This is a genomic window from Epilithonimonas arachidiradicis, from assembly GCF_003610695.1.
In the GTDB taxonomy this organism is placed as follows: Bacteria; Bacteroidota; Bacteroidia; order Flavobacteriales; family Weeksellaceae; genus Epilithonimonas; species Epilithonimonas arachidiradicis.
Map to the genome: position 1 here is coordinate 321004 of NZ_RAQH01000004.1, position 18715 is coordinate 339718.

Sequence of the window (18715 nt, forward strand, 5' to 3'; positions counted from 1 at the left end):
TTTAGAATTATGGCTTTAAAATATTCAATTCTCGATTTGGCAACTATTGTCAAAGGCGATGATATCAATAAAACGTTTCAGAAATCGGTGAAATCTGCACAGCACGCAGAACAACTTGGATTTACAAGATATTGGTTCTCGGAACATCATAATTTTCCTAATGTGGCAAGTGCTTCAACTTCTATATTAATTGGGCATATCGCTTCTCAAACAACAACTTTACGAGTTGGTTCCGGAGGAATCATGTTGCCCAACCATTCTACTTTATCTGTCGCAGAGCAATTTGGAACTTTGGATGGATTATTTCCTGGCAGAATAGACCTTGGTTTGGGAAGAGCGCCGGGAACTGATATGCTGACGGCGACTGCCTTAAGAGGTAATAATTTCAACCCCAATTATAATTTTGAATTCCATATCAAAGAACTTCAAAAATATTTATCTAATGAAAATGCTGAAGCAAAAGTTAGAGCGATTCCTGGAGAAGGCGCAGATGTTCCGCTTTATATCTTGGGAAGTTCTACAGATTCAGCTTTTTTAGCGGCCAAACTAGGTCTGCCTTACGCTTTTGCAGCCCATTTTGCGCCTTCACAATTGGAAGTGGCTTTGGAAATCTATGGGGAACATTTTCAGCCGTCTGAATTTCTTGATGAACCTTATGTGATGATTTGCATTAATATTATTGCGGCAGATTCTGTAGATGAAGCTCATTATTTATCAACGTCGCATTTCCAGGCTTTTGTCAATATTTTGACTGACCAAAGACAACCACTTTTACCACCAGATGAAACCGAATTGGCTGATATTTCAGATGAAGTAGCTCTTCATCTGAATAGAATGGCTGCTAAAACATTCGTGGGAGACAAAGAAACGTTGAAAGAAAAACTCACCAAGTTTAAGAAGGATTACAAACCAGATGAGATTATTGTATCAGGAAACATCTTCGATTTTGATAAAAAGCAAAGGTCTTATGAGATCGCTTCAGAAGTTATCAAATCATTATAATTAAAAAGCACAAACCTAGGTTTGTGCTTTTGTTTTATTTCAGAACGTCAACTTCAATTGTACTGCTGTTGTAAACTTTGATATTGGCTTTTGTATAATCTTCCTTGTTTGCTTTGTAAGGATTTTCAAGGAATTTCTGAGGATTGATGGCCATCAAAGGAAACCAAGTACTCTGAACCTGAATCTGGATTTTATGTCCTTTTTTGAAAGTGTGCAAAACATCTTGCAATTTTACATTCACGACTTCTTCTTTATTTGGAGTCAAAGCTTCCGGTTTTTCAAAACTATTACGGAATCTTGCCGGCATTATTTCGCTTCTTACCATTTGATGATAGTTGGCATAAACGACATTGGGTTTGTCTGGATTTGCTTTCTCATCAGAAGGATAAACATCAATTAATTTAACAACAAAATCTGCATCGGTGGAAGTGGTAGCTATTTTCAGTTTAGTTAAAATTTCTCCGGCAAAAGTAACATCGCTATCTAGAATATCCGTTGTAAAAGTTAAAACGTCTGGTCTGTAGCTTGCGAATCTTTGGTCTTCGCTCATATAATTCCTTGGTGTGAATCCATTCATATCTTTGTAATTCTCGCTGCTTAAAACAGGTTTGTTAGGATCAGAAGTATATTCTGAAAATGCAACTTGGTTCAGAATGTTTTTAGCTAATGTTCCAGAATTATCAAAATAAAAAGTAACTTTTTGAGTTTGTTTTGGCGGCCAGTTTTCAAATTTTTCCCATTCTTTTTTTCCGGTGTCAAACATATAAGCTTCCGGAAGTTTTGCCGCAGTTTTAGAATCTTCTTTCAAGTAATGATGAAAGAAAGGCTGTTCTATATTTTTCTGATAATAAGTAGCGATGCTGTCTCCAAAATAGATATCATTATGAAAATGTTTCCCTTCTTCTCTGTTCCAGCCTCCGTGGGAGAAAGGTCCCATCACAATCGTGTTCTTTGCTTTTGGACTGGATTTCTCAATTGTTTTGTAGATGTTAAGCGGACCAGCCAAATCTTCTGCATCAAACCAGCCGCCGACTGTCATCACAGCGTGGTTGACGTTTTTAAGATGAGGTAACAGATTTCTTTTTTGCCAGAACTCATCATAGTTGGGATGATTCACAACTTCTTGCATAAAAAAATTGTCTTTATAGTATTTATCCACACCATCTTTCAATGTTCCCATATCTTTGTAGAAGAGGTAACCGTCATCAGAAGTCGGCTTTATCATTTTATCAGCAAACCAGCTTTTGTCTTCCACTTTTGTTTTTGGAACTCCGAACACTGGAAACGTTTTGAAATAACCCATCAAGAATGCTCCATTGTGATGGAAATCGTCAAACCAAAAATCTGAAATTGGAGCTTGAGGAGACGAAGCCACCAAAGCCGGATGATTCGCTAAAGTTCCGACTGCTGTATAAAATCCAGGGTAAGAAGTTCCGTATTGCCCAACTTTTCCGTTATTGTATTGAATATTTTTCACCAACCAATCTATAGTATCATAAGTGTCGGTGCTTTCGTCCACATCTTTTTTGGTTTTGTGGTCCACTTGTGGCGTCATATTCGTGAAAGTGCCTTCACTCATATATCGTCCGCGAACATCCTGGAATACAAAGATGTATTTTTCTTTTTCGATGAAAGGATTTGGACTTAATTTTTTTCTGAAATTATTTTCGCCATAAGGTGCAATACTGTAACAAGTTCTGTTCATAATGAATGGATACTTATTGCTTTTTGAAATGTCTTTTGGTGTGTAAATAATCGTAAACAGTTTGGTTCCGTCTCGCATCGGGATATAAACTTCTTTTTTGGTGAAGTTGTCTTCAACAGAATTGGTTTGTGCAAAACCGAAACTAACTGTGATAAAACAGAAAAACACTAAGAACTTTTTCATTGAAAATATATATTTGAATAAAATTAGGGTTTTTGAAGGAATTGACAGTGAAAATATTGTTAAATAGAATGTTTATTTTGTACTGAAATCTGCGCCCCGGCTTGAGCGGAAATCCTTTTTACGCAACGAAGTGAAGTGAAAAGATTGGGAGCGGAAGACGGATAATGGCGCCCAAATTTGTTTGAGAATTTTAGAGTGGGAGAGTTGCAGAGTTTGCGAGTTTAAGATTAGTACTAAATACAAAAACCTGACTCAATCTGAATCAGGTTTATATTTTGTTTTGTTGAATTTCTATAATCCGAAAATTTTCGCAAATAAATCTGGAACAATTCCCATAGAAACCAAAGCTAAAATAATCACTACAGAAACGATATTATAAGTAATGCTCGCTCTTTCCGTATTATGAAAGTTATCTTCTTTGTAGAAGAATATTGCGATAATTAATCTCAAATAATAAGCGATACTCAATGCAGAACCTAGAACAGCTACCAGAACCAAGAACTCATAATGCCCGCCAATCGCCTGGTTGAAGATTCCTAATTTTCCGATGAAACCAGCCGTCAAAGGAATCCCCGCCATTGATAACATTGAGATGGTAGAAACAACTGCTAACAAAGGTTCTCTTTTTCCTAATCCGTTGAAAGCGGTAAATGAAGTTTCTTTTTTGATTTTCTCTACCCAAATCAAACTGATGAAAACACCAACTGTTGCCAATGAATAAGCGAACAGATAATATCCTAAAATGTATGTTGAGAAGTTGTTGATTCCGAAGAATATTAAAGCGATATATCCTGCGTGAGAAACGGAAGAGTAGGCCAACATTCTTTTTGCGTTGGTCTGAACCAATCCCATAACGTTTGCCAAAAGTAAAGTAAGGATGATGAAAACGCCTAAGATATTAATCCAGTCTCCAGCAATTCCGCCGAAAGCAATCGTCATTAATTTGAATAAAGCGAAGAATCCGGAAATCTTAACTACTGAAGCCATAAAAGCCGTAATTAATGAAGGTGCGCCTTGATAAACATCTGGACTCCACATATGGAACGGCGCTAATGAAACTTTGAATGCCAATGCAGACAACATCAAAATAGCTCCCATTATAAGCATTAGATTCTTTGGATTGTTGTAAGCAAAGTCGTGAATCTCGTAAAGGTCAAAACTTCCTGCGCTACCGTAAACCAAAGCTACTCCGAACAAAAGAAATCCTGTTGCGAAAGCTCCCATCAAGAAATATTTCATAGAAGCTTCTGTAGAACGAAGGTCTGTTTTATTAGCTCCAGCCATTACATATAAAGGAATTGATAAAATTTCGATTCCGATGAATAATGTTACCAAGTTTTGGAATCCGAACAATACAATCCCACCACAAAGTGCAAATAACATCAATGCATACAATTCTGATTGATGACTTCTGTGATTGCTGAATGCAAATCCTCCTAAAAAGAACAATAACAAAGTAACAGCCACCGATATTTTTGTAAACAATTCGGCATTGTAGCTGTATTCGTACATCGATTTGTACTGAGCAAAAAATTCGCAATCAGGAAGAAAACTAGTCGCCAGACCAATGATTAATCCCAAGATTCCGATATATCTTGCGTATTTGCCTTTCTCGAAAACACCTGAGAATAATACCAGAATTGCCGTAAGGAATAAAACTATTAAAACACTCATTTCTTTATTTATTTCGTAGGAAACCGGAAGTCCGATGTCCGTTTTGAATTTTATTTAATATTTCTTTTTATCTGAATTGATTTCAAATCCATTCTTAGTTAAGCATAGAAGAGTAGATGAATCTTACAGAACTTGTTACCATTTCTATAACTGGTTGAGGAAAAACGCCTAAAACAATTACGAAAACTGATAAACTTGCCAGTACTGTGAACTCCACTGAGCTGATGTCTTTGGTTGTAGCCAAAACAGCGTCGTCTCCTTTTCCAAACATTGTTTTTCCGTAGAATCTCAACATATAAGCTGCAGCTAGAATCAGTGTTAATCCTGCTAAAACTGTCATTATTAGATTGTATGAGAAAATTGATTTCAATAAGATAAATTCTCCGATGAATCCGTTCGTCAATGGAACTCCCGTTGCACCAAGCAAGATAATCATAAACAAGATGGCGAATTTCGGAGCGACTTTTGCCAAACCTCCCATTTTTCTGATATCTCTTGTTTTGAATCTTTTGTAAAGAATATCTGCGCAATAGAACAATCCAACTACGTTAATACCGTGAGCAAAACTTTGAATCATTGCACCTTGAGCACCTTCGAAGTCTAATCCAACTCTCATTGTTACAACAGCTGAAGCAAAGATTCCCGCTACAATTAATCCAACGTGAGAAAGGGAAGAATAAGCAATCAATCGCTTAGTATCTGTAGAGATCATGGCGATTAAAGCGCCATATATCACTCCAATTACAGAAAGGATAATCACGATTTCTCCGGAAATTCCGCCAATTGCTAATGGTGTAATTGGTAACAAATATCTCATAACACCATAAACTGCCATCTTCAACATAATACCCGATAACAACATCGAACCTTGCGTTGGAGAATAAGTATAAGTGTCTGGCTGCCAAGTATGGAAAGGAAAGACCGGCAATTTCACCGCAAAAGCAAAGAAAATAAACCAGAATATTACAGTTTGTTCGTTTACATTTAGGTTAGCATTGTACAAATCTGTCAAAGCAAATGATGCTGCGTGATTGTAAACGTAAATCAATCCAATCAGCATAAACAAAGATCCTACAAATGTGTAAACAAAGAACTTGGTTGTGAATTTGATTCTTTTATCTTCCTGACCCCAAAGACCGGCGATTAACCAGATTGGAATCAATGTTACTTCCCAGAAAATGTAGAATAACAATCCGTCCAAAGAAGTGAAAACACCCAACAATCCGAATTGCATCAATAATATCAATGCGTAGAAAGAATTAGGGTAACCTTTTGACTCGTTGAAAGATGATAAAGTAATGATTGGAACCAAGATGTTGGTCAACAGGACCATTAGCATACTCATCCCATCAATCCCGAAGTTGAAGCTACTTTTGATATAGCTTGACCAAGGATAAGTGATTTCGTATTGCAAAGGTGCATCTACAGTTGGGTTGAAATCGAAATTCCCTAACATATAAAATGCGATGAACATCTGTACAAAGCCAAAAGCCAATGCAATATATTTACTGGAAGAACTCTTCCAGAAAAATAGTAAAACCGAACCTACGAGAGGTAATAGTAATAATGTTAATAGTAAATACGACATTATTATTTCAATATAAAGTTAACAATCAATACAATTCCTATCGCTAATGACATAATCAGCACATAGTTTTCTACATTTCCGTTTTGGAGACGTTTCGCCGCACGTCCAGAATCTGCTGCTCCTAATCCAATGAAATTCACAATCGGGTCAAGAACTGCTTTATCAAACATTGCGGCTGCTTTTCCAGCTTCTTCGAAAGGTCTTACAATCATTGCATTGTAAATCTCATCCACGAATAATTTTTTAGCAGACAGTTTCTCCCAACCTGTATATTTATCTTCAGGAAGCGCCATTTTTTTCTTATTAACGTAAATGTTTTTAACAATGAACCAAACGCTAAAGAACATTACAATCGTTGCTCCAAGAAGAATCATTTCTGTATTAAAATCAACACCAGAAAGAGTCGCTTCCATTTCGCTGAAACTTTGCTCCGTCAATACAGGCTTCAACCATTCCATTAATTTTGCATAATGACCGTGACCGATGAAGTGCGGAAGATTGATAAAACCTCCAACGACTGAAAGGACAGCCAAAACGATTAATGGCAAAGTCATATTCAATGGACTCTCGTGCAAATGATGTTTCTGTTCTTCTGTACCTCTGAACTCGCCGTGGAAAGTCAGATAGTACAATCTGAACATATATGCTGCGGTTGTTGCTGCCAAAACGAATAACATTACCCAATAGATAGGACTTTTCGCATAAGCTGCAACCAAAATTTCGTCTTTAGAAATCATTCCCGAAAGTAATGGGAAACCTGAAATTGCTAATGTTCCGATAAGGAAAGTAATGTGCGTGATTGGAACATATTTTTTTAGTCCACCCATAAAACGCATATCCTGCTCGTTGCTCATCGCATGGATAACAGAACCAGCTCCCAAGAACATCAAAGCTTTGAAGAAAGCGTGCGTCATTACGTGGAACATTGCTGTTGTATAAGCGCCCAAACCTAAAGCGATGAACATAAATCCAAGTTGCGAAACTGTAGAATAAGCCAGCACTTTTTTGATGTCGTTCTGACGAAGTGCATAAAATCCAGCTAAAGCGGCAGTCAGAAACCCGATGAATAGAATCCCATCCTGAACAGTTGGCGCTAAAGTGAATAAGAAGTTACTTCTTACTACTAAGTAAATACCAGCCGTTACCATCGTAGCTGCGTGAATCAAAGCTGAAACTGGCGTTGGTCCAGCCATCGCATCCGGTAACCAAGTATATAATGGAACCTGAGCTGATTTACCAGTTGCTCCAATGAATAAACTTGCCGTGATGAATATAATAATATTGCTGTCTAAAGCGAATTTTGAAGCATTCTCCTGTACGCTCAAATAATCAATAGCGTTGACTTGAGAAGCAATTGTGAAAATACCAATCAACAATGCCAAGTCACCAATACGGTTCATAATGAAAGCTTTTCTAGCCGCTTTTCCATAATCTTCGTTGGTGTACCAGAATCCAATCAATAGATAAGAACAAAGTCCTACACCTTCCCAACCGATAAACAAAATCAGATAATTGCTTCCTAAAACCAAAAGCAACATTGAAAAAATAAAAAGGTTAAGGTAAGTAAAGAATTTGTAGAATCCTTTGTCGTGGCTCATATAGCCAATAGAGTAGAGGTGGATTAATGATCCGATTCCGGTAATAATCATTACCATCATCAATGATAATTGGTCAACTTGGAAACCAAAATTAACCTGAATCCCATTCACTCTAAACCATTCAAAAGCTTTTACGATAACAGGTGCGCTATCACTTTTGAATCCTAAAAATATACTGGTTGCGATAACAAATGAAGCGAAAACTACTAATGTTGCCAATCCTCCAACAAAAACTTTCGGAAGATTCTTTCCAAAAAGTCCGTTAATCAGGAATCCGGCTAAAGGCAAAAGTACAATTGCGTAAACTAAATTTTCCATTCCTTTTATTATCCTCTTAATTTATTAAAAATACTCACGTCCACAGATTTGGTATTTCTGTACATCATTGCGATAATTGCCAATCCTACAGCTACTTCCGCTGCTGCAACCACCATAATGAAGAAAACCAAAAGCTGTCCGTTACCATCACCTTTGTAAGCAGAAAATGCTGCTAATAAAAGATTTACGGAATTAAGCATCAATTCTACACATCCCAAAATCACGATAGCATTTTTACGAAGCAAAACTCCCAAAACACCAAGGCAAAATAAAACGGTACTCAGAATAATGAAATATTCTAAAGGAACCTGTTGTATAAATGTATTCACTTCCATAATCTTATAAATCTTTTTTACCGATAAGAACAGCGCCCACGATACCTGCTAAAATCAGAATCGAAGCCAATTCGAATGGCAATACATATTCGTTAAACAATAATCCTCCCAGATTTTTGGTCAAACCAACCGAGTGGTCGATGTTGTCTGCAACCGTTGTTTTCCCAGAAAGACCTCTGTAAGCGCCTAGCATTCCTACAAATAAGATACAAACAGAAATAATCCCAATGAACTTTGGAAGGCTTCCTTTCTTGCTTTCGTCTTCTTTGTTCAAGTTCAACATCATCAAGATGTAAAGGAACAAAACCATAATGGCTCCTGTGTAAACTATGATTTGAACAATACCTAAAAACTGCGCATTAAGAAGAATGTACATTCCCGCAATAGAGAACATTGTTACAATTAAAGAAAGAATGGCATATAAAGGATTTCTTGCAAATACAAAGTAAACAGCACTTGCAATGGCGATAAACGCTACGATAAAAAATAAAATCTGGTCCATTATTTTACTGCCTTTTTTTGTTTCTCAGATTGTCTCTCTGTGATGTCAATCCTTGCATTGATTTTTTCGACCAATTTATCTTTTCCATAGATGAAAGAGTTTCTGTTTTGTTCCACATCTACCAATCTGTCCGTAAGATAGATAGCAGATTTTGGGCAAGCTTCTTCACACATTCCGCAGAAGATGCATCTCAACATATTGATTTCATAGATGGATGCATATTTTTCTTCTCTGTAAAGGTGTTTTTCTTCCTTAGTTCTTTCCGCAGCTGTCATTGTTATCGCTTCTGCAGGACAAGCTACTGCGCAAAGTCCGCAAGCTGTACATCTCTCTCTACCTTCTTCATCACGCTTCAAAACGTGCTGTCCTCTCCAGATTTCTGCTCTCGGTTTCTGAACCTCCGGATAAGAATATACTGCAGGAGCTCCTTTCAACACAGTTCTTACAGCGTGTTTGAAAGTGATTCCCATACCTTTGAAAATCGCCGGCAAATAGATTTTTTCACCCAGAGTCATTTCTTTATTAGAAACAACTTTTGATCTATTAGTAAGTTTCATTTTTATATTTTTTTGGTTTGAAGTCGGAAGTTGGATGTCCGATGTTTCAAACTTTATGCGTATTTTATTTTCAATTTTGAATTGTTCCGAATTACAATCTTCAGACTTCCATCATCTAGCTTGGGACAATTTTTTTAATTTCCAAATGCTAAAATCACAGCACCTGTAGCAATTAGATTCACCAAAGCTAATGGAATCAAAGTCTTCCATCCAAGGTGCATCAATTGGTCATATCTGAATCTCGGAAGTGTCCATCTGATCCACATAAAGATCAAAATTCCGATGATTGTTTTTGTTAAGAAAGCTAGGATACTCAAAACACCTGCAACATTTTCTCCCCAGTTGTGCGTGACCCAATCGATTCCAGGATAATTGTAGCCTCCGAAGAAAAGAACCACCATAAATGCATTGGAGATAAACATATTCACATATTCTCCAAACATATACAGTCCTAACTTCATTGACGAATATTCGGTAGAATAACCAGTTACCAATTCAGATTCACATTCAGGTAAATCGAATGGGTGACGGTTGGTTTCTGCCATTGCAGCAATGAAAAATATTAGGAAAGCTAAAGGTTGATACAGGATATTCCAGTTGATTCCGGAAATGGCAGGAATGAATCCCCAAATTTTCCCAGCAGATTGTGCTTCTGTAATTAATTTTAAATCCAAACTTCCGGACATCATAATGATTGACAACAATGATAATCCCATTGCCAATTCATAAGAAATCATTTGAGAAGAAGCTCTGATGGCGCCTAATAATGAATATTTGTTGTTGGAAGCCCAACCTCCAATCATAATTCCGTAAACTCCGATAGAAGCCATTCCGATGATGAACAAAACACCAACATCAATATTAGCAACCTGTAAATCGTAAGAAATACCTCCGAAATTCAATGTTTTTCCCCAAGGAATTACTGCTCCGGTAATTAATGAGATAAACATTACCAATGATGGTCCTAAAATGAAAAGGAACTTCTCCGCATTAGCCGGTGTAAAATCTTCCTTAAAGAAAAATTTGCCACCATCTGCCAATGGTTGTAATAACCCGAATGGTCCTGATCTGTTAGGCCCGATTCTGTCCTGCATTATTGCCGCCACTTTTCTCTCTGCCCATGTAGAGTAGGCTGCGATCGTAAGCGCTAAAAGGAACAGTGCTAATACTAATATGATTTTAAAAGTCAGTAATTCCATATAGATTTATTTGATATTTGAGATTTGAAGTTTCAGATTATCAAATCGTCTCACTATCTAATTTATTAATTTCTTTTTCGTCTGCTACACCAATTTCTTTAGCTTCCGGATTATCCAGAACATTGTAGCTATCTGTTTTTTTCTCGTAGTGGTTAAGGGAAATTACAGAATGTCTGTCGATATGTCTTGGTCCTTCGATGTTCCAAAGTGCAGTATCTTTTTTCTCAAAACGGCACTCGTTACAGATCCAGTCTTCAACCTCACCGTATTGGTCTTTTCTGGCTGTTACTCTTACCACTTCATCACCTTTCATCCAAAGTACAGCTTTTCCGCTACATTTTGTACACGTACAAGTCGCATTGTAAGGTTTTGTAAACCAAACTCTGCTTGCAAATCTAGCAGTTCTGTCTGTCAAAGCTCCCACTGGACACACATCAATCACGTTTCCGATGAAATCATTATCCAAAGCTTTGTTCAGCATTGTTGATATCTCTGCGTGGTCACCTCTGTAAAGGATTCCGTGTTCTCTTTTTTCAGTCAACTGATTGGCAGCCAATACGCATCTTGCACAAAGGATGCAACGATTCATATTTAATTTGATATATGGACCGATGTCGTCTGCATCGTAAGTATTTCTTTCGAATTCGGTTCTGGTTTCAAGATTTCCGTGTTCGTAACCCAAATCCTGAAGATGACATTCTCCAGCCTGGTCACAAACAGGACAATCCAACGGGTGATTTACCAAAAGGAATTCCGTAACCGCTTTTCTGCCTTCCTGCGCTTTTTCAGAAGTTAAGTTTTTTACTTCCATTCCGTCCATCACACCTGTTCTGCAGCTCGCCACCAGTTTTGGCATTGGACGTGGGTCTGCTTCAGAACCTTTGGAAACTTCTACCAAACACGTTCTGCATCTACCACCACTGGTTTCCAGCTTGCTGTAGTAGCACATTGCAGGAGGTACAGACTTTCCACCAATTTGTCTAGCCGCTTCCAGAATAGAAGTTCCAGGCAAAACTTCGGTAGTTTGTCCGTCTATGGTCACTTTAAATTTTTTGACTTCTTCGCTCATATCTTATGCTTTTGGCTATATGCATTCAGCAATAGTCTTCTGTTTTTATTTTAATTTTCTATTAAAAATGTATCCTACTCCAAAATTTACCTGGTAGAACACAAAGTCCTGACTGGCTTTATCAGGTTTGTTATTAAGAGTAGTTTTGATATCCGGCATATTGATATAGCCAAATTTTCCTTCCACTCTCGCCATAATGTGATCCCAAAAAACAAAATTGATATTGGTTCTTGCATCCAATCCAAATCCTGCCAAGTGGTATCTGTCACTTCTCTCATTTCCAAAAAGTTTGACATTACTTTTAGGCATCAGTGCGCCAATGCCGCCACCGTATGCCCAGAAAATATCAAAATTCTTTTTGGATAAAATGTTTTTGTATTTTTCTAATCCTGCATTGATGTAATTCAATCCATCCGTATGTTCAAATGTCAGGAACTGCTCATCAGTCAAATCAACCTGGCCATTTTGTACCATTCCAGCATAAGTCGGATTAGAGATATGTCCGCTGAAACGAGCGGTCTGTTCCTGGTCCATCACATACTTCATATGATCGGTACCGACAACTAAGGCTAGATTATCCTTCAAAAAATAGGCATATCTGAAATTAAATTCCGGTGTCGATAATTTCCCAGGATTGAAGTAATCCAATCCAAACGGTGAAGGTCTGTCGTGCGCCACCACATTGTGCAGCGTAAAATCATAACCATTCCCCTTGAAGCGAATGTCAGACTTGCTGAATCCTTCCCGATTCCAACCCCAAAAAATGAACATTGTTCCTTTTTTTAAACTGGACCTGTTGCTAAAATCGTAATTGTCTGATATTTCTTGAGTTGTATGATTACTTTGCCCAAAAACAAAATTAATCCCAACAAAAAATACAAAAACTAATTCAAAGAACTTCTTCATTTTTTTCTTCTCGAAAAAATCTATAAAAATCTATATAGACTGATATTAAATAATTAATTACTTACTACAGGAATAGGATCCGCATAGTTGGCAATTCCGTAATTTTGAGTCTGGCTCAACTCTGGGTTGTTCACGTGCCATTCAAACTCATCTCTGAAGTGTCTGATGGCAGCAGCAACCGGCCAGGCAGCAGCATCGCCTAAAGGACAAATGGTGTTACCTTCGATTTTTCTCTGGATGTCCCATAGCAAATCGATGTCTTCCATTTTTCCCTGTCCGTTTTCTATTTTTTTCAAGATTTTGTACATCCAGCCTGTACCTTCCCGGCAAGGCGTACATTGTCCGCAACTCTCGTGGTTGTAGAATCTTGCTAAAGTCATTGTATGATTAACGACACACTGGTCTTCATCCAAAACAATAAATCCTCCCGAACCCATCATTGTTCCGGTAGCAAAACCACCGTCAGCAAGGGATTCATAATTCATATATCTTGGTTCGCCATTGATGGTCTTCAATAAAAGATTAGCTGGAACAATCGGAACAGAACTTCCTCCAGGAATACAAGCTTTCAGCTTTTTACCATTCGGGATTCCGCCACAGTATTCATCAGAGTAAATGAATTCCTCAACCGTAATGGTCATATCGATTTCATAAACGCCTGGTTTGTTGATATTACCACAAGCCGAAATCAATTTAGTTCCTGTTGACCTTCCTACACCAATTTTAGCATATTCAGCACCGGTAATGTCAATGATTGGGACAACTGCTGCAATGGATTCAACATTGTTAACAACCGTTGGTCTTTCCCAAAGACCTTTCACAGCTGGGAAAGGTGGTTTTAACCTTGGATTTCCTCTTCTGCCTTCAAGCGATTCGAGAAGAGCGGTTTCTTCACCGCAAATGTATGCGCCGCCACCTCTCTGAACATAAATTTCCAAATCGAAACCGGTTCCTAAGATGTTTTTACCGAGAAATCCTGCTGCTTTGGCTTCTTCAATGGCTTCCTCCAAAATATCAGGAATCCAAGAATATTCTCCACGGATATAGATGTACGAAACGTTGGAGCCCAAACAGTATGACGAAATTAACATTCCTTCAATCAAAAGGTGGGGAAGAAACTCCATCAGATAGCGGTCTTTGAAAGTTCCGGGCTCGGATTCATCAGCATTCACAACAAGGTGTCTTGGAACGCCTTCCGGCTTTGCAAGGAAACTCCACTTCATTCCCGTTGGGAAACCGGCGCCACCTCTTCCTCTAAGTCCGGAAATTTTTACTTCTTCCAGAACTTCGTCGGTTGTCATTTTAAGCGCTTTTTCTGCTGCTTCGTAACCACCGTGTTTACGATAAGTCTCGAAATAACGAATTCCTTCTATATGTGCATTTTTAAGTAAAAGTTTTTTACTCATTATTAATCATTAAATAAATTATCTTCTATAAACTTTAAAAGTTTATCTAAATTTTCATTTTTATCTCTCTCGAAATTCCAAATGCTCAAACTGTGGTAAGGAATTTTCGATTTACTTTCTTCAACATCTTGAACTTTATATTTGCTGAACAAATCAATTTTCGAATATAGAAAACCGTGTTGAGCAGGAATATTAAGCTTTTCCATTTCACTTACATTAATACATCCAATCATTGAACTCCAACAATCATCAAAAAAATTAAATTCTTCTTTAAAACATTTATTGATTAAATCTTCTAACATTCCTTCATTCTCATCATCAGATGGTAATAAGAATATAGAAAATTCAGTATTTAAAAGAGTTTTAATCTCTTGAAGTTCTTTTAATCTTTCTTCTCGTCCTCCTTTTTTCTCAATACTATCTGTATCAAAAATTATTAGATTTTTAGAATTTTCAGAACGCCTTCTCTCATTAACAAGTAATGGACTATTCTTTAATTTATCTTTTCCTTCAACATCAATCACAATACTTTTGTCATCGATTTCGAAGAAGTGCAAAAGTAGAAAATCTATAAAAATTTTATCTGATTTTCCTTCTACAAATATTTTATTTTCGCCATACTTTTTCATTAAGCACGCAATTCTATATTTGAATATAAACCTGCTTCTATATTTTCAAAAGTATAGGTTGTAGTATAAATTTTTTCCTTTTCGCCTTCTTGTAAACTTATCAGGCGAATATCTTTTTGCTCATTTAATTCTTTGCTAGCTTCATAAAATGCTTGAATACATTCATTGGAATGAGTTGTTGCAAAAAGTTGAACATTTAACTCATTGCATATTTTAAGAATATTAATCCAAAAATATTTTTGTCTTGAATGATGAATACCTGTTTCTATCTCATCAATCATAATTCTTTCTCCTTTAAGCGATAAAACTTTAAGAATTATATAAAAAATTCTTTTAAAACCATCGCCTAAATAATTAACAGGAACAAATTCATCTTTATCTTTAAAACTTAATAAAAAAACATTTTCTAAATCATCAAAATTCTGGCGAAGTTCAACATCAATAATTTTATTATTAATAACCTGAATTGTCTTTATTAAATTCTCTTTATCTTTTTTTGATTTTAGATTATTATATAAATCAAAAATATCATTTTCAAAAATTGAGTTAAAAGCAATAAAAGGAAAGTTAAAAACCTTTTTTTCACTTAAAACATAGTTTTGTATTATTTTATAAAAAGATTTGCTAAAGAAAGTTGTCCAGTAATCTTCTTTATCTCCAATTTTAATTCGACTGCTCAAATCTTCTTTAAAGTAGAAAGAAATAGATTCTTTATTAAATTTTAAAAAATTCTTTTTAAATAAATTAGTGAATTTATTGGCAATAACTTCATTACTCCTATAGTTGGAATTAAGTAACTCATTAAGATTTTCAGATTTTATTAAATTTCTTTTCTTTAAAATATTTATCCAGCTATTTAATAAAGATGAATCATCTGAATCACTTAAAAGTGCTTCTAATAAACACGTTTTACCCACATTATTATCCCCAACAATCAAATTAAATTGACCAATATCTTTTACTTCAAGAGAATCAAATTTCTTGAAGTTTTCTACTTTAAAATAGGTTAGATGTTGGTTTTCCATAATATTTAATCTAAAGCAATCGCTCCCTGTCTGCAAAGCTCAAGGATTTCGTCCACTTTTTCTATTGTTAAATTTTCGTGAAAAAATTTGCCCAACTGCATCATTGGTGCATAGCCACAGGCTCCTAAACATTCAGCTGGCTTCAAGGTGAATAAGCCGTCTTCTGAAGTTCCGCCGTCTTTGATATTCAGTTTTGTACGGATGTGGCTCAGGATATTGTCGCTCCCATTCAGCATACAAGGCCCGGTGCGGCAAACTTCCAAAACATATTTGCCTACCGGTTTCATATTGAACATCGTATAGAACGTAGCTACTTCATAAACTTCAATCGGGGTGATGCTTAATAATTCCGCCACATAATCCATCACCGGAACGGATAACCAACCGTCAAATTCTTTCTGTGCTATATGCAGAACCGGAATCAGCGCAGATTTTTGTCTGCCTTCCGGATATCTTGCCATAATTTTATGAACCTGCGCTAAGCTTTCAGGTTTAAAAGCAATTGTTTCGCTCATATTTAAAGATTTTAGATTTTAGATTTTAGATTTTAGATGAAAATCAAAGTCTAAAAATCTTATCAATTTTATAATTATTTATTATTAATAACTTCAGATTAATTTATAATTCATAATCTAAAATTTATAATTTCAATTATGCGTCTAATTCTCCCGCAATAATATTCATGCTACACATTGTTACAATCGCATCAGAGATAACGGAACCAGTTATCATTTCCGGATATGCCTGGTAATAGATGAAACAAGGTCTTCTGAAATGTAGTCTATAAGGACTTCTTCCGCCATCGCTAACAAGATAGAATCCTAATTCGCCGTTGCCACCTTCTACTGCGTGGTAAACTTCACCTTTCGGAACATCTGTTTCGCCCATCACGATTTTGAAATGGTAAATCAGCGCTTCCATCTTTTGGTAAACATCTGCTTTTTCAGGGAGATAGAATTCCGGAACATCTGCGTGGAAAGGTCCTTCTGGAAGGTTTTCGTAAGCTTGTTTGATGATTTTGATGGATTCCCAAACTTCCTGCTGACGAACCATAAAACGGTCGTAAGTATCTCCGGCAGTTCCTACAGGAATGATGAAATCGAAATCTTCATAAGAAGAATAAGGTTGCGCCACTCTGACATCATAGTCAACGCCGGCAGCACGTAAATTTGGACCTGTGAAACCATAGCTCAAAGCTCTCTCTGCCGAGATGGCTCCTGCGCCAATCGTTCTGTCCATAAATATTCTGTTTCTCTCCAATAGATTACAAAATTCCTGGAATCTTGGTGGGAAAGTTTTTAAGAAGTCCTTCAACAACTCGTGGAACTTAGGTGTGAAATCTCTTTCAAATCCTCCGATTCTTCCCATATTGGTTGTCATTCTCGCGCCACAGATTTGCTCATACAAATCGTAAATACGCTCTCTTTCGATGAACATATAAGTAAGACCTGTAATTGCTCCAGAGTCCATACCTGTTACACCATTACAAATCAAATGATCACCGATTCTTGCCAATTCCATCAGGATAACACGCATATAATCTACACGTTTTGGAACTTCTACACCAATCAGTTTTTCTACAGTCATATGCCAGCCAAGATTATTGATAGGCGCCGAGCAGTAGTTCATCCGGTCTGTAAGCGTCGTAATCTGAGAAAAGTTTCTTCTCTCAGAAATCTTCTCAAAAGCTCTGTGGATATAGCCAACAGTCTGCTCAGCGTGAAGAATCCTTTCTCCGTCCATTGTAAGAACGTTCTGGAAAATCCCATGTGTTGCAGGGTGGGTAGGCCCCAAATTCAACGTGTACAATTGTCCGTCGATTTGTTCCTTGCTGTCGTATTGGTTAAGTATATTAGATAATGAGTTGTCTTTCATATTCATTATAATTGATAATTGATATTTGATAATCGATAATCATTTATCTCTCATCATTTATCATTTATATTTATCTTATCTTCCGAACATTGCATCGTTCTTATCAGTTCTTGTCCCGTCCTCCAAACGATATTCCTTCAGCATTGGATGATATCCAAGGTCTTCCATATTAAGGATTGGTCTCAAATCAGGATGCCCCTTGAATTTAATTCCATAAAAGTCAAAAGTTTCTCTTTCCATCCAGTTGGCACCTGCGAATAATTCGGTTAAAGAATCTACTTCTATGTTTTCTCTCGTCATAAAAATCTTAAGACGCAATCTGACATTAGCCATCAAATTATGCAAGTGATAAACGACACCGATTTCTTTTTCAGGCGTCTCAGGATAATGGATTCCACAGATATCCGTCAGGAAATTAAATTCCAAAGTTGAATCTTTCAAATAATGAATCACTTTCTTGATGTCATCTTTTTTAATTTCAATCGTCAGCATCCCGTAAGGTTCTGAACTGGAAATCACTGAATCCGGAAATTCTCTTGTGATGGCTTCTAATACAAATTCGTTCGTCATTGCTCCTTAGTTGTCGATGTTGTAAGAATCTAACAAATGCTGATATTCCGGCATATCTCTTCTTCTGATGCTTTCGCTTTCTGCCAAAGCCTGAACCTGCATTACACCTTCGATGATTTGCTCTGGTCTTGGCGGGCATCCAGGAACGTAAACATCAACAGGAATGATTTTGTCAATCCCCTGAAGAACGGAGTAAGTATCAAAAATACCGCCGCTGGAAGCACAAGCTCCAACAGCAACAACCCATTTTGGCTCAGCCATCTGGGTGTAAACTTCTTTCAAAACCGGACCTAATTTTTTGGAAATAGTTCCGCAAACCATCAACATATCTGCTTGTCTTGGCGAGAAAGAGTTTCTTTCCATCCCGAATCTTGATGCATCGTATGTTGGGTTCAATGTAGCCATAAACTCGATACCGCAACAAGAAGTAGCGAACGGTAACGGCCAAAGAGAATATTTTCTTGCCATCCCGATAACACTGCTCAATTTAGTTGCGAAAAATCCTTCTCCTTCAAATCCTTCAGGAGCTGGTGCATCTGTTCTTATTACTGGTTTTTTATCTGACATTTTTAGT

18 protein-coding genes are annotated in these 18715 nt (G+C 36.8%); 1 reads left to right on the top strand and 17 read right to left on the bottom strand.

From position 1 onward, the window contains the following. Positions 1-9: 9 nt before the first annotated feature. Complete coding sequence (locus tag BXY58_RS09235) at positions 10-1002, top strand: LLM class flavin-dependent oxidoreductase (protein ID WP_120213567.1); 993 nt, start codon at positions 10-12, stop codon at positions 1000-1002. Between the two features lie 34 nt (positions 1003-1036). Here the strand turns inward: BXY58_RS09235 and BXY58_RS09240 are convergent, their stop codons facing one another. From BXY58_RS09240 to BXY58_RS09320, 17 genes are all read right to left on the bottom strand, one after another. Then, on the bottom strand, positions 1037-2890 hold the full coding sequence (locus BXY58_RS09240) for a CocE/NonD family hydrolase (RefSeq protein WP_120213568.1): 1854 nt from the start codon (positions 2888-2890) through the stop codon (positions 1037-1039). Between the two features lie 291 nt (positions 2891-3181). Then, positions 3182-4564, bottom strand: a complete 1383-nt coding sequence (locus BXY58_RS09245; protein ID WP_120213569.1) for an NADH-quinone oxidoreductase subunit N — start codon at positions 4562-4564, stop codon at positions 3182-3184. A gap of 94 nt (positions 4565-4658) precedes the next feature. Further along, a complete protein-coding gene (locus tag BXY58_RS09250) occupies positions 4659-6152 on the bottom strand; it encodes a complex I subunit 4 family protein (RefSeq protein WP_120213570.1) in 1494 nt (497 codons plus the stop codon). 2 nt (positions 6153-6154) lie between these two features. Next, on the bottom strand, positions 6155-8068 hold the full coding sequence (nuoL, locus tag BXY58_RS09255) for an NADH-quinone oxidoreductase subunit L (protein ID WP_120213571.1): 1914 nt from the start codon (positions 8066-8068) through the stop codon (positions 6155-6157). Between the two features lie 8 nt (positions 8069-8076). Further along, a complete protein-coding gene (nuoK, locus tag BXY58_RS09260; protein WP_074233208.1) occupies positions 8077-8403 on the bottom strand; it encodes an NADH-quinone oxidoreductase subunit NuoK in 327 nt (108 codons plus the stop codon). Positions 8404-8407: 4 nt separating this feature from the next. Next, on the bottom strand, positions 8408-8905 hold the full coding sequence (locus BXY58_RS09265) for an NADH-quinone oxidoreductase subunit J family protein (RefSeq protein WP_120213572.1): 498 nt from the start codon (positions 8903-8905) through the stop codon (positions 8408-8410). Beyond that, entirely contained in the window at positions 8905-9462 is a 558-nt protein-coding gene (locus tag BXY58_RS09270) for a NuoI/complex I 23 kDa subunit family protein (protein WP_120213573.1), read from the bottom strand. The genes BXY58_RS09265 and BXY58_RS09270 overlap by 1 nt, the downstream gene beginning before the upstream one ends. A 134-nt stretch (positions 9463-9596) precedes the next feature. Continuing rightward, positions 9597-10661, bottom strand: coding sequence for an NADH-quinone oxidoreductase subunit NuoH (gene nuoH / locus BXY58_RS09275; RefSeq protein WP_120213574.1), 1065 nt, complete (start codon positions 10659-10661; stop codon positions 9597-9599). Positions 10662-10701: 40 nt separating this feature from the next. Then, entirely contained in the window at positions 10702-11730 is a 1029-nt protein-coding gene (locus tag BXY58_RS09280) for an NADH-quinone oxidoreductase subunit G (RefSeq protein WP_120213575.1), read from the bottom strand. 45 nt (positions 11731-11775) lie between these two features. Continuing rightward, positions 11776-12501, bottom strand: a complete 726-nt coding sequence (locus BXY58_RS09285) for a hypothetical protein (protein WP_371868469.1) — start codon at positions 12499-12501, stop codon at positions 11776-11778. Positions 12502-12689: 188 nt separating this feature from the next. Continuing rightward, entirely contained in the window at positions 12690-14042 is a 1353-nt protein-coding gene (gene nuoF / locus BXY58_RS09290) for an NADH-quinone oxidoreductase subunit NuoF (RefSeq protein ID WP_120213577.1), read from the bottom strand. Positions 14043-14044: 2 nt separating this feature from the next. After that, a complete protein-coding gene (locus BXY58_RS09295) occupies positions 14045-14671 on the bottom strand; it encodes a DUF3226 domain-containing protein (RefSeq protein ID WP_120213578.1) in 627 nt (208 codons plus the stop codon). Next, positions 14671-15696 (bottom strand): AAA family ATPase, encoded by a 1026-nt coding sequence (locus BXY58_RS09300; protein ID WP_120213579.1) that lies wholly within the window; start codon positions 15694-15696, stop codon positions 14671-14673. Before BXY58_RS09300 ends, BXY58_RS09295 begins: the two co-directional genes overlap by 1 nt. 5 nt (positions 15697-15701) lie before the next feature. Beyond that, positions 15702-16211, bottom strand: a complete 510-nt coding sequence (locus BXY58_RS09305; protein WP_120213580.1) for an NADH-quinone oxidoreductase subunit NuoE family protein — start codon at positions 16209-16211, stop codon at positions 15702-15704. Between the two features lie 136 nt (positions 16212-16347). Further along, complete coding sequence (gene nuoD / locus BXY58_RS09310) at positions 16348-17571, bottom strand: NADH dehydrogenase (quinone) subunit D (RefSeq protein ID WP_120213617.1); 1224 nt, start codon at positions 17569-17571, stop codon at positions 16348-16350. 75 nt (positions 17572-17646) lie between these two features. Continuing rightward, positions 17647-18141 (bottom strand): NADH-quinone oxidoreductase subunit C, encoded by a 495-nt coding sequence (locus tag BXY58_RS09315; RefSeq protein WP_120213581.1) that lies wholly within the window; start codon positions 18139-18141, stop codon positions 17647-17649. Positions 18142-18147: 6 nt separating this feature from the next. Then, positions 18148-18708, bottom strand: a complete 561-nt coding sequence (locus BXY58_RS09320) for an NADH-quinone oxidoreductase subunit B (protein WP_120213582.1) — start codon at positions 18706-18708, stop codon at positions 18148-18150. Positions 18709-18715: the final 7 nt, after the last annotated feature.

What these genes read in the sequence shown, in the direction of transcription:
- BXY58_RS09315 (WP_120213581.1), bottom strand. Translation starts at nt 18,141, where the DNA reads ATGACGAACGAATTTGTATTAGAAGCCATCACAAGAGAATTTCCGGAT.
- BXY58_RS09235 (WP_120213567.1), top strand. Translation starts at nt 10, where the DNA reads ATGGCTTTAAAATATTCAATTCTCGATTTGGCAACTATTGTCAAAGGC.
- BXY58_RS09265 (WP_120213572.1), bottom strand. Translation starts at nt 8,905, where the DNA reads ATGGACCAGATTTTATTTTTTATCGTAGCGTTTATCGCCATTGCAAGT.
- BXY58_RS09305 (WP_120213580.1), bottom strand. Translation starts at nt 16,211, where the DNA reads ATGAGCGAAACAATTGCTTTTAAACCTGAAAGCTTAGCGCAGGTTCAT.
- BXY58_RS09240 (WP_120213568.1), bottom strand. Translation starts at nt 2,890, where the DNA reads ATGAAAAAGTTCTTAGTGTTTTTCTGTTTTATCACAGTTAGTTTCGGT.
- nuoK (WP_074233208.1), bottom strand. Translation starts at nt 8,403, where the DNA reads ATGGAAGTGAATACATTTATACAACAGGTTCCTTTAGAATATTTCATT.
- nuoH (WP_120213574.1), bottom strand. Translation starts at nt 10,661, where the DNA reads ATGGAATTACTGACTTTTAAAATCATATTAGTATTAGCACTGTTCCTT.
- BXY58_RS09285 (WP_371868469.1), bottom strand. Translation starts at nt 12,501, where the DNA reads ATGTTCATTTTTTGGGGTTGGAATCGGGAAGGATTCAGCAAGTCTGAC.
- BXY58_RS09250 (WP_120213570.1), bottom strand. Translation starts at nt 6,152, where the DNA reads ATGTCGTATTTACTATTAACATTATTACTATTACCTCTCGTAGGTTCG.
- nuoL (WP_120213571.1), bottom strand. Translation starts at nt 8,068, where the DNA reads ATGGAAAATTTAGTTTACGCAATTGTACTTTTGCCTTTAGCCGGATTC.
- BXY58_RS09300 (WP_120213579.1), bottom strand. Translation starts at nt 15,696, where the DNA reads ATGGAAAACCAACATCTAACCTATTTTAAAGTAGAAAACTTCAAGAAA.
- BXY58_RS09245 (WP_120213569.1), bottom strand. Translation starts at nt 4,564, where the DNA reads ATGAGTGTTTTAATAGTTTTATTCCTTACGGCAATTCTGGTATTATTC.
- BXY58_RS09320 (WP_120213582.1), bottom strand. Translation starts at nt 18,708, where the DNA reads ATGTCAGATAAAAAACCAGTAATAAGAACAGATGCACCAGCTCCTGAA.
- BXY58_RS09295 (WP_120213578.1), bottom strand. Translation starts at nt 14,671, where the DNA reads ATGAAAAAGTATGGCGAAAATAAAATATTTGTAGAAGGAAAATCAGAT.
- nuoD (WP_120213617.1), bottom strand. Translation starts at nt 17,571, where the DNA reads ATGAAAGACAACTCATTATCTAATATACTTAACCAATACGACAGCAAG.
- BXY58_RS09280 (WP_120213575.1), bottom strand. Translation starts at nt 11,730, where the DNA reads ATGAGCGAAGAAGTCAAAAAATTTAAAGTGACCATAGACGGACAAACT.
- BXY58_RS09270 (WP_120213573.1), bottom strand. Translation starts at nt 9,462, where the DNA reads ATGAAACTTACTAATAGATCAAAAGTTGTTTCTAATAAAGAAATGACT.
- nuoF (WP_120213577.1), bottom strand. Translation starts at nt 14,042, where the DNA reads ATGAGTAAAAAACTTTTACTTAAAAATGCACATATAGAAGGAATTCGT.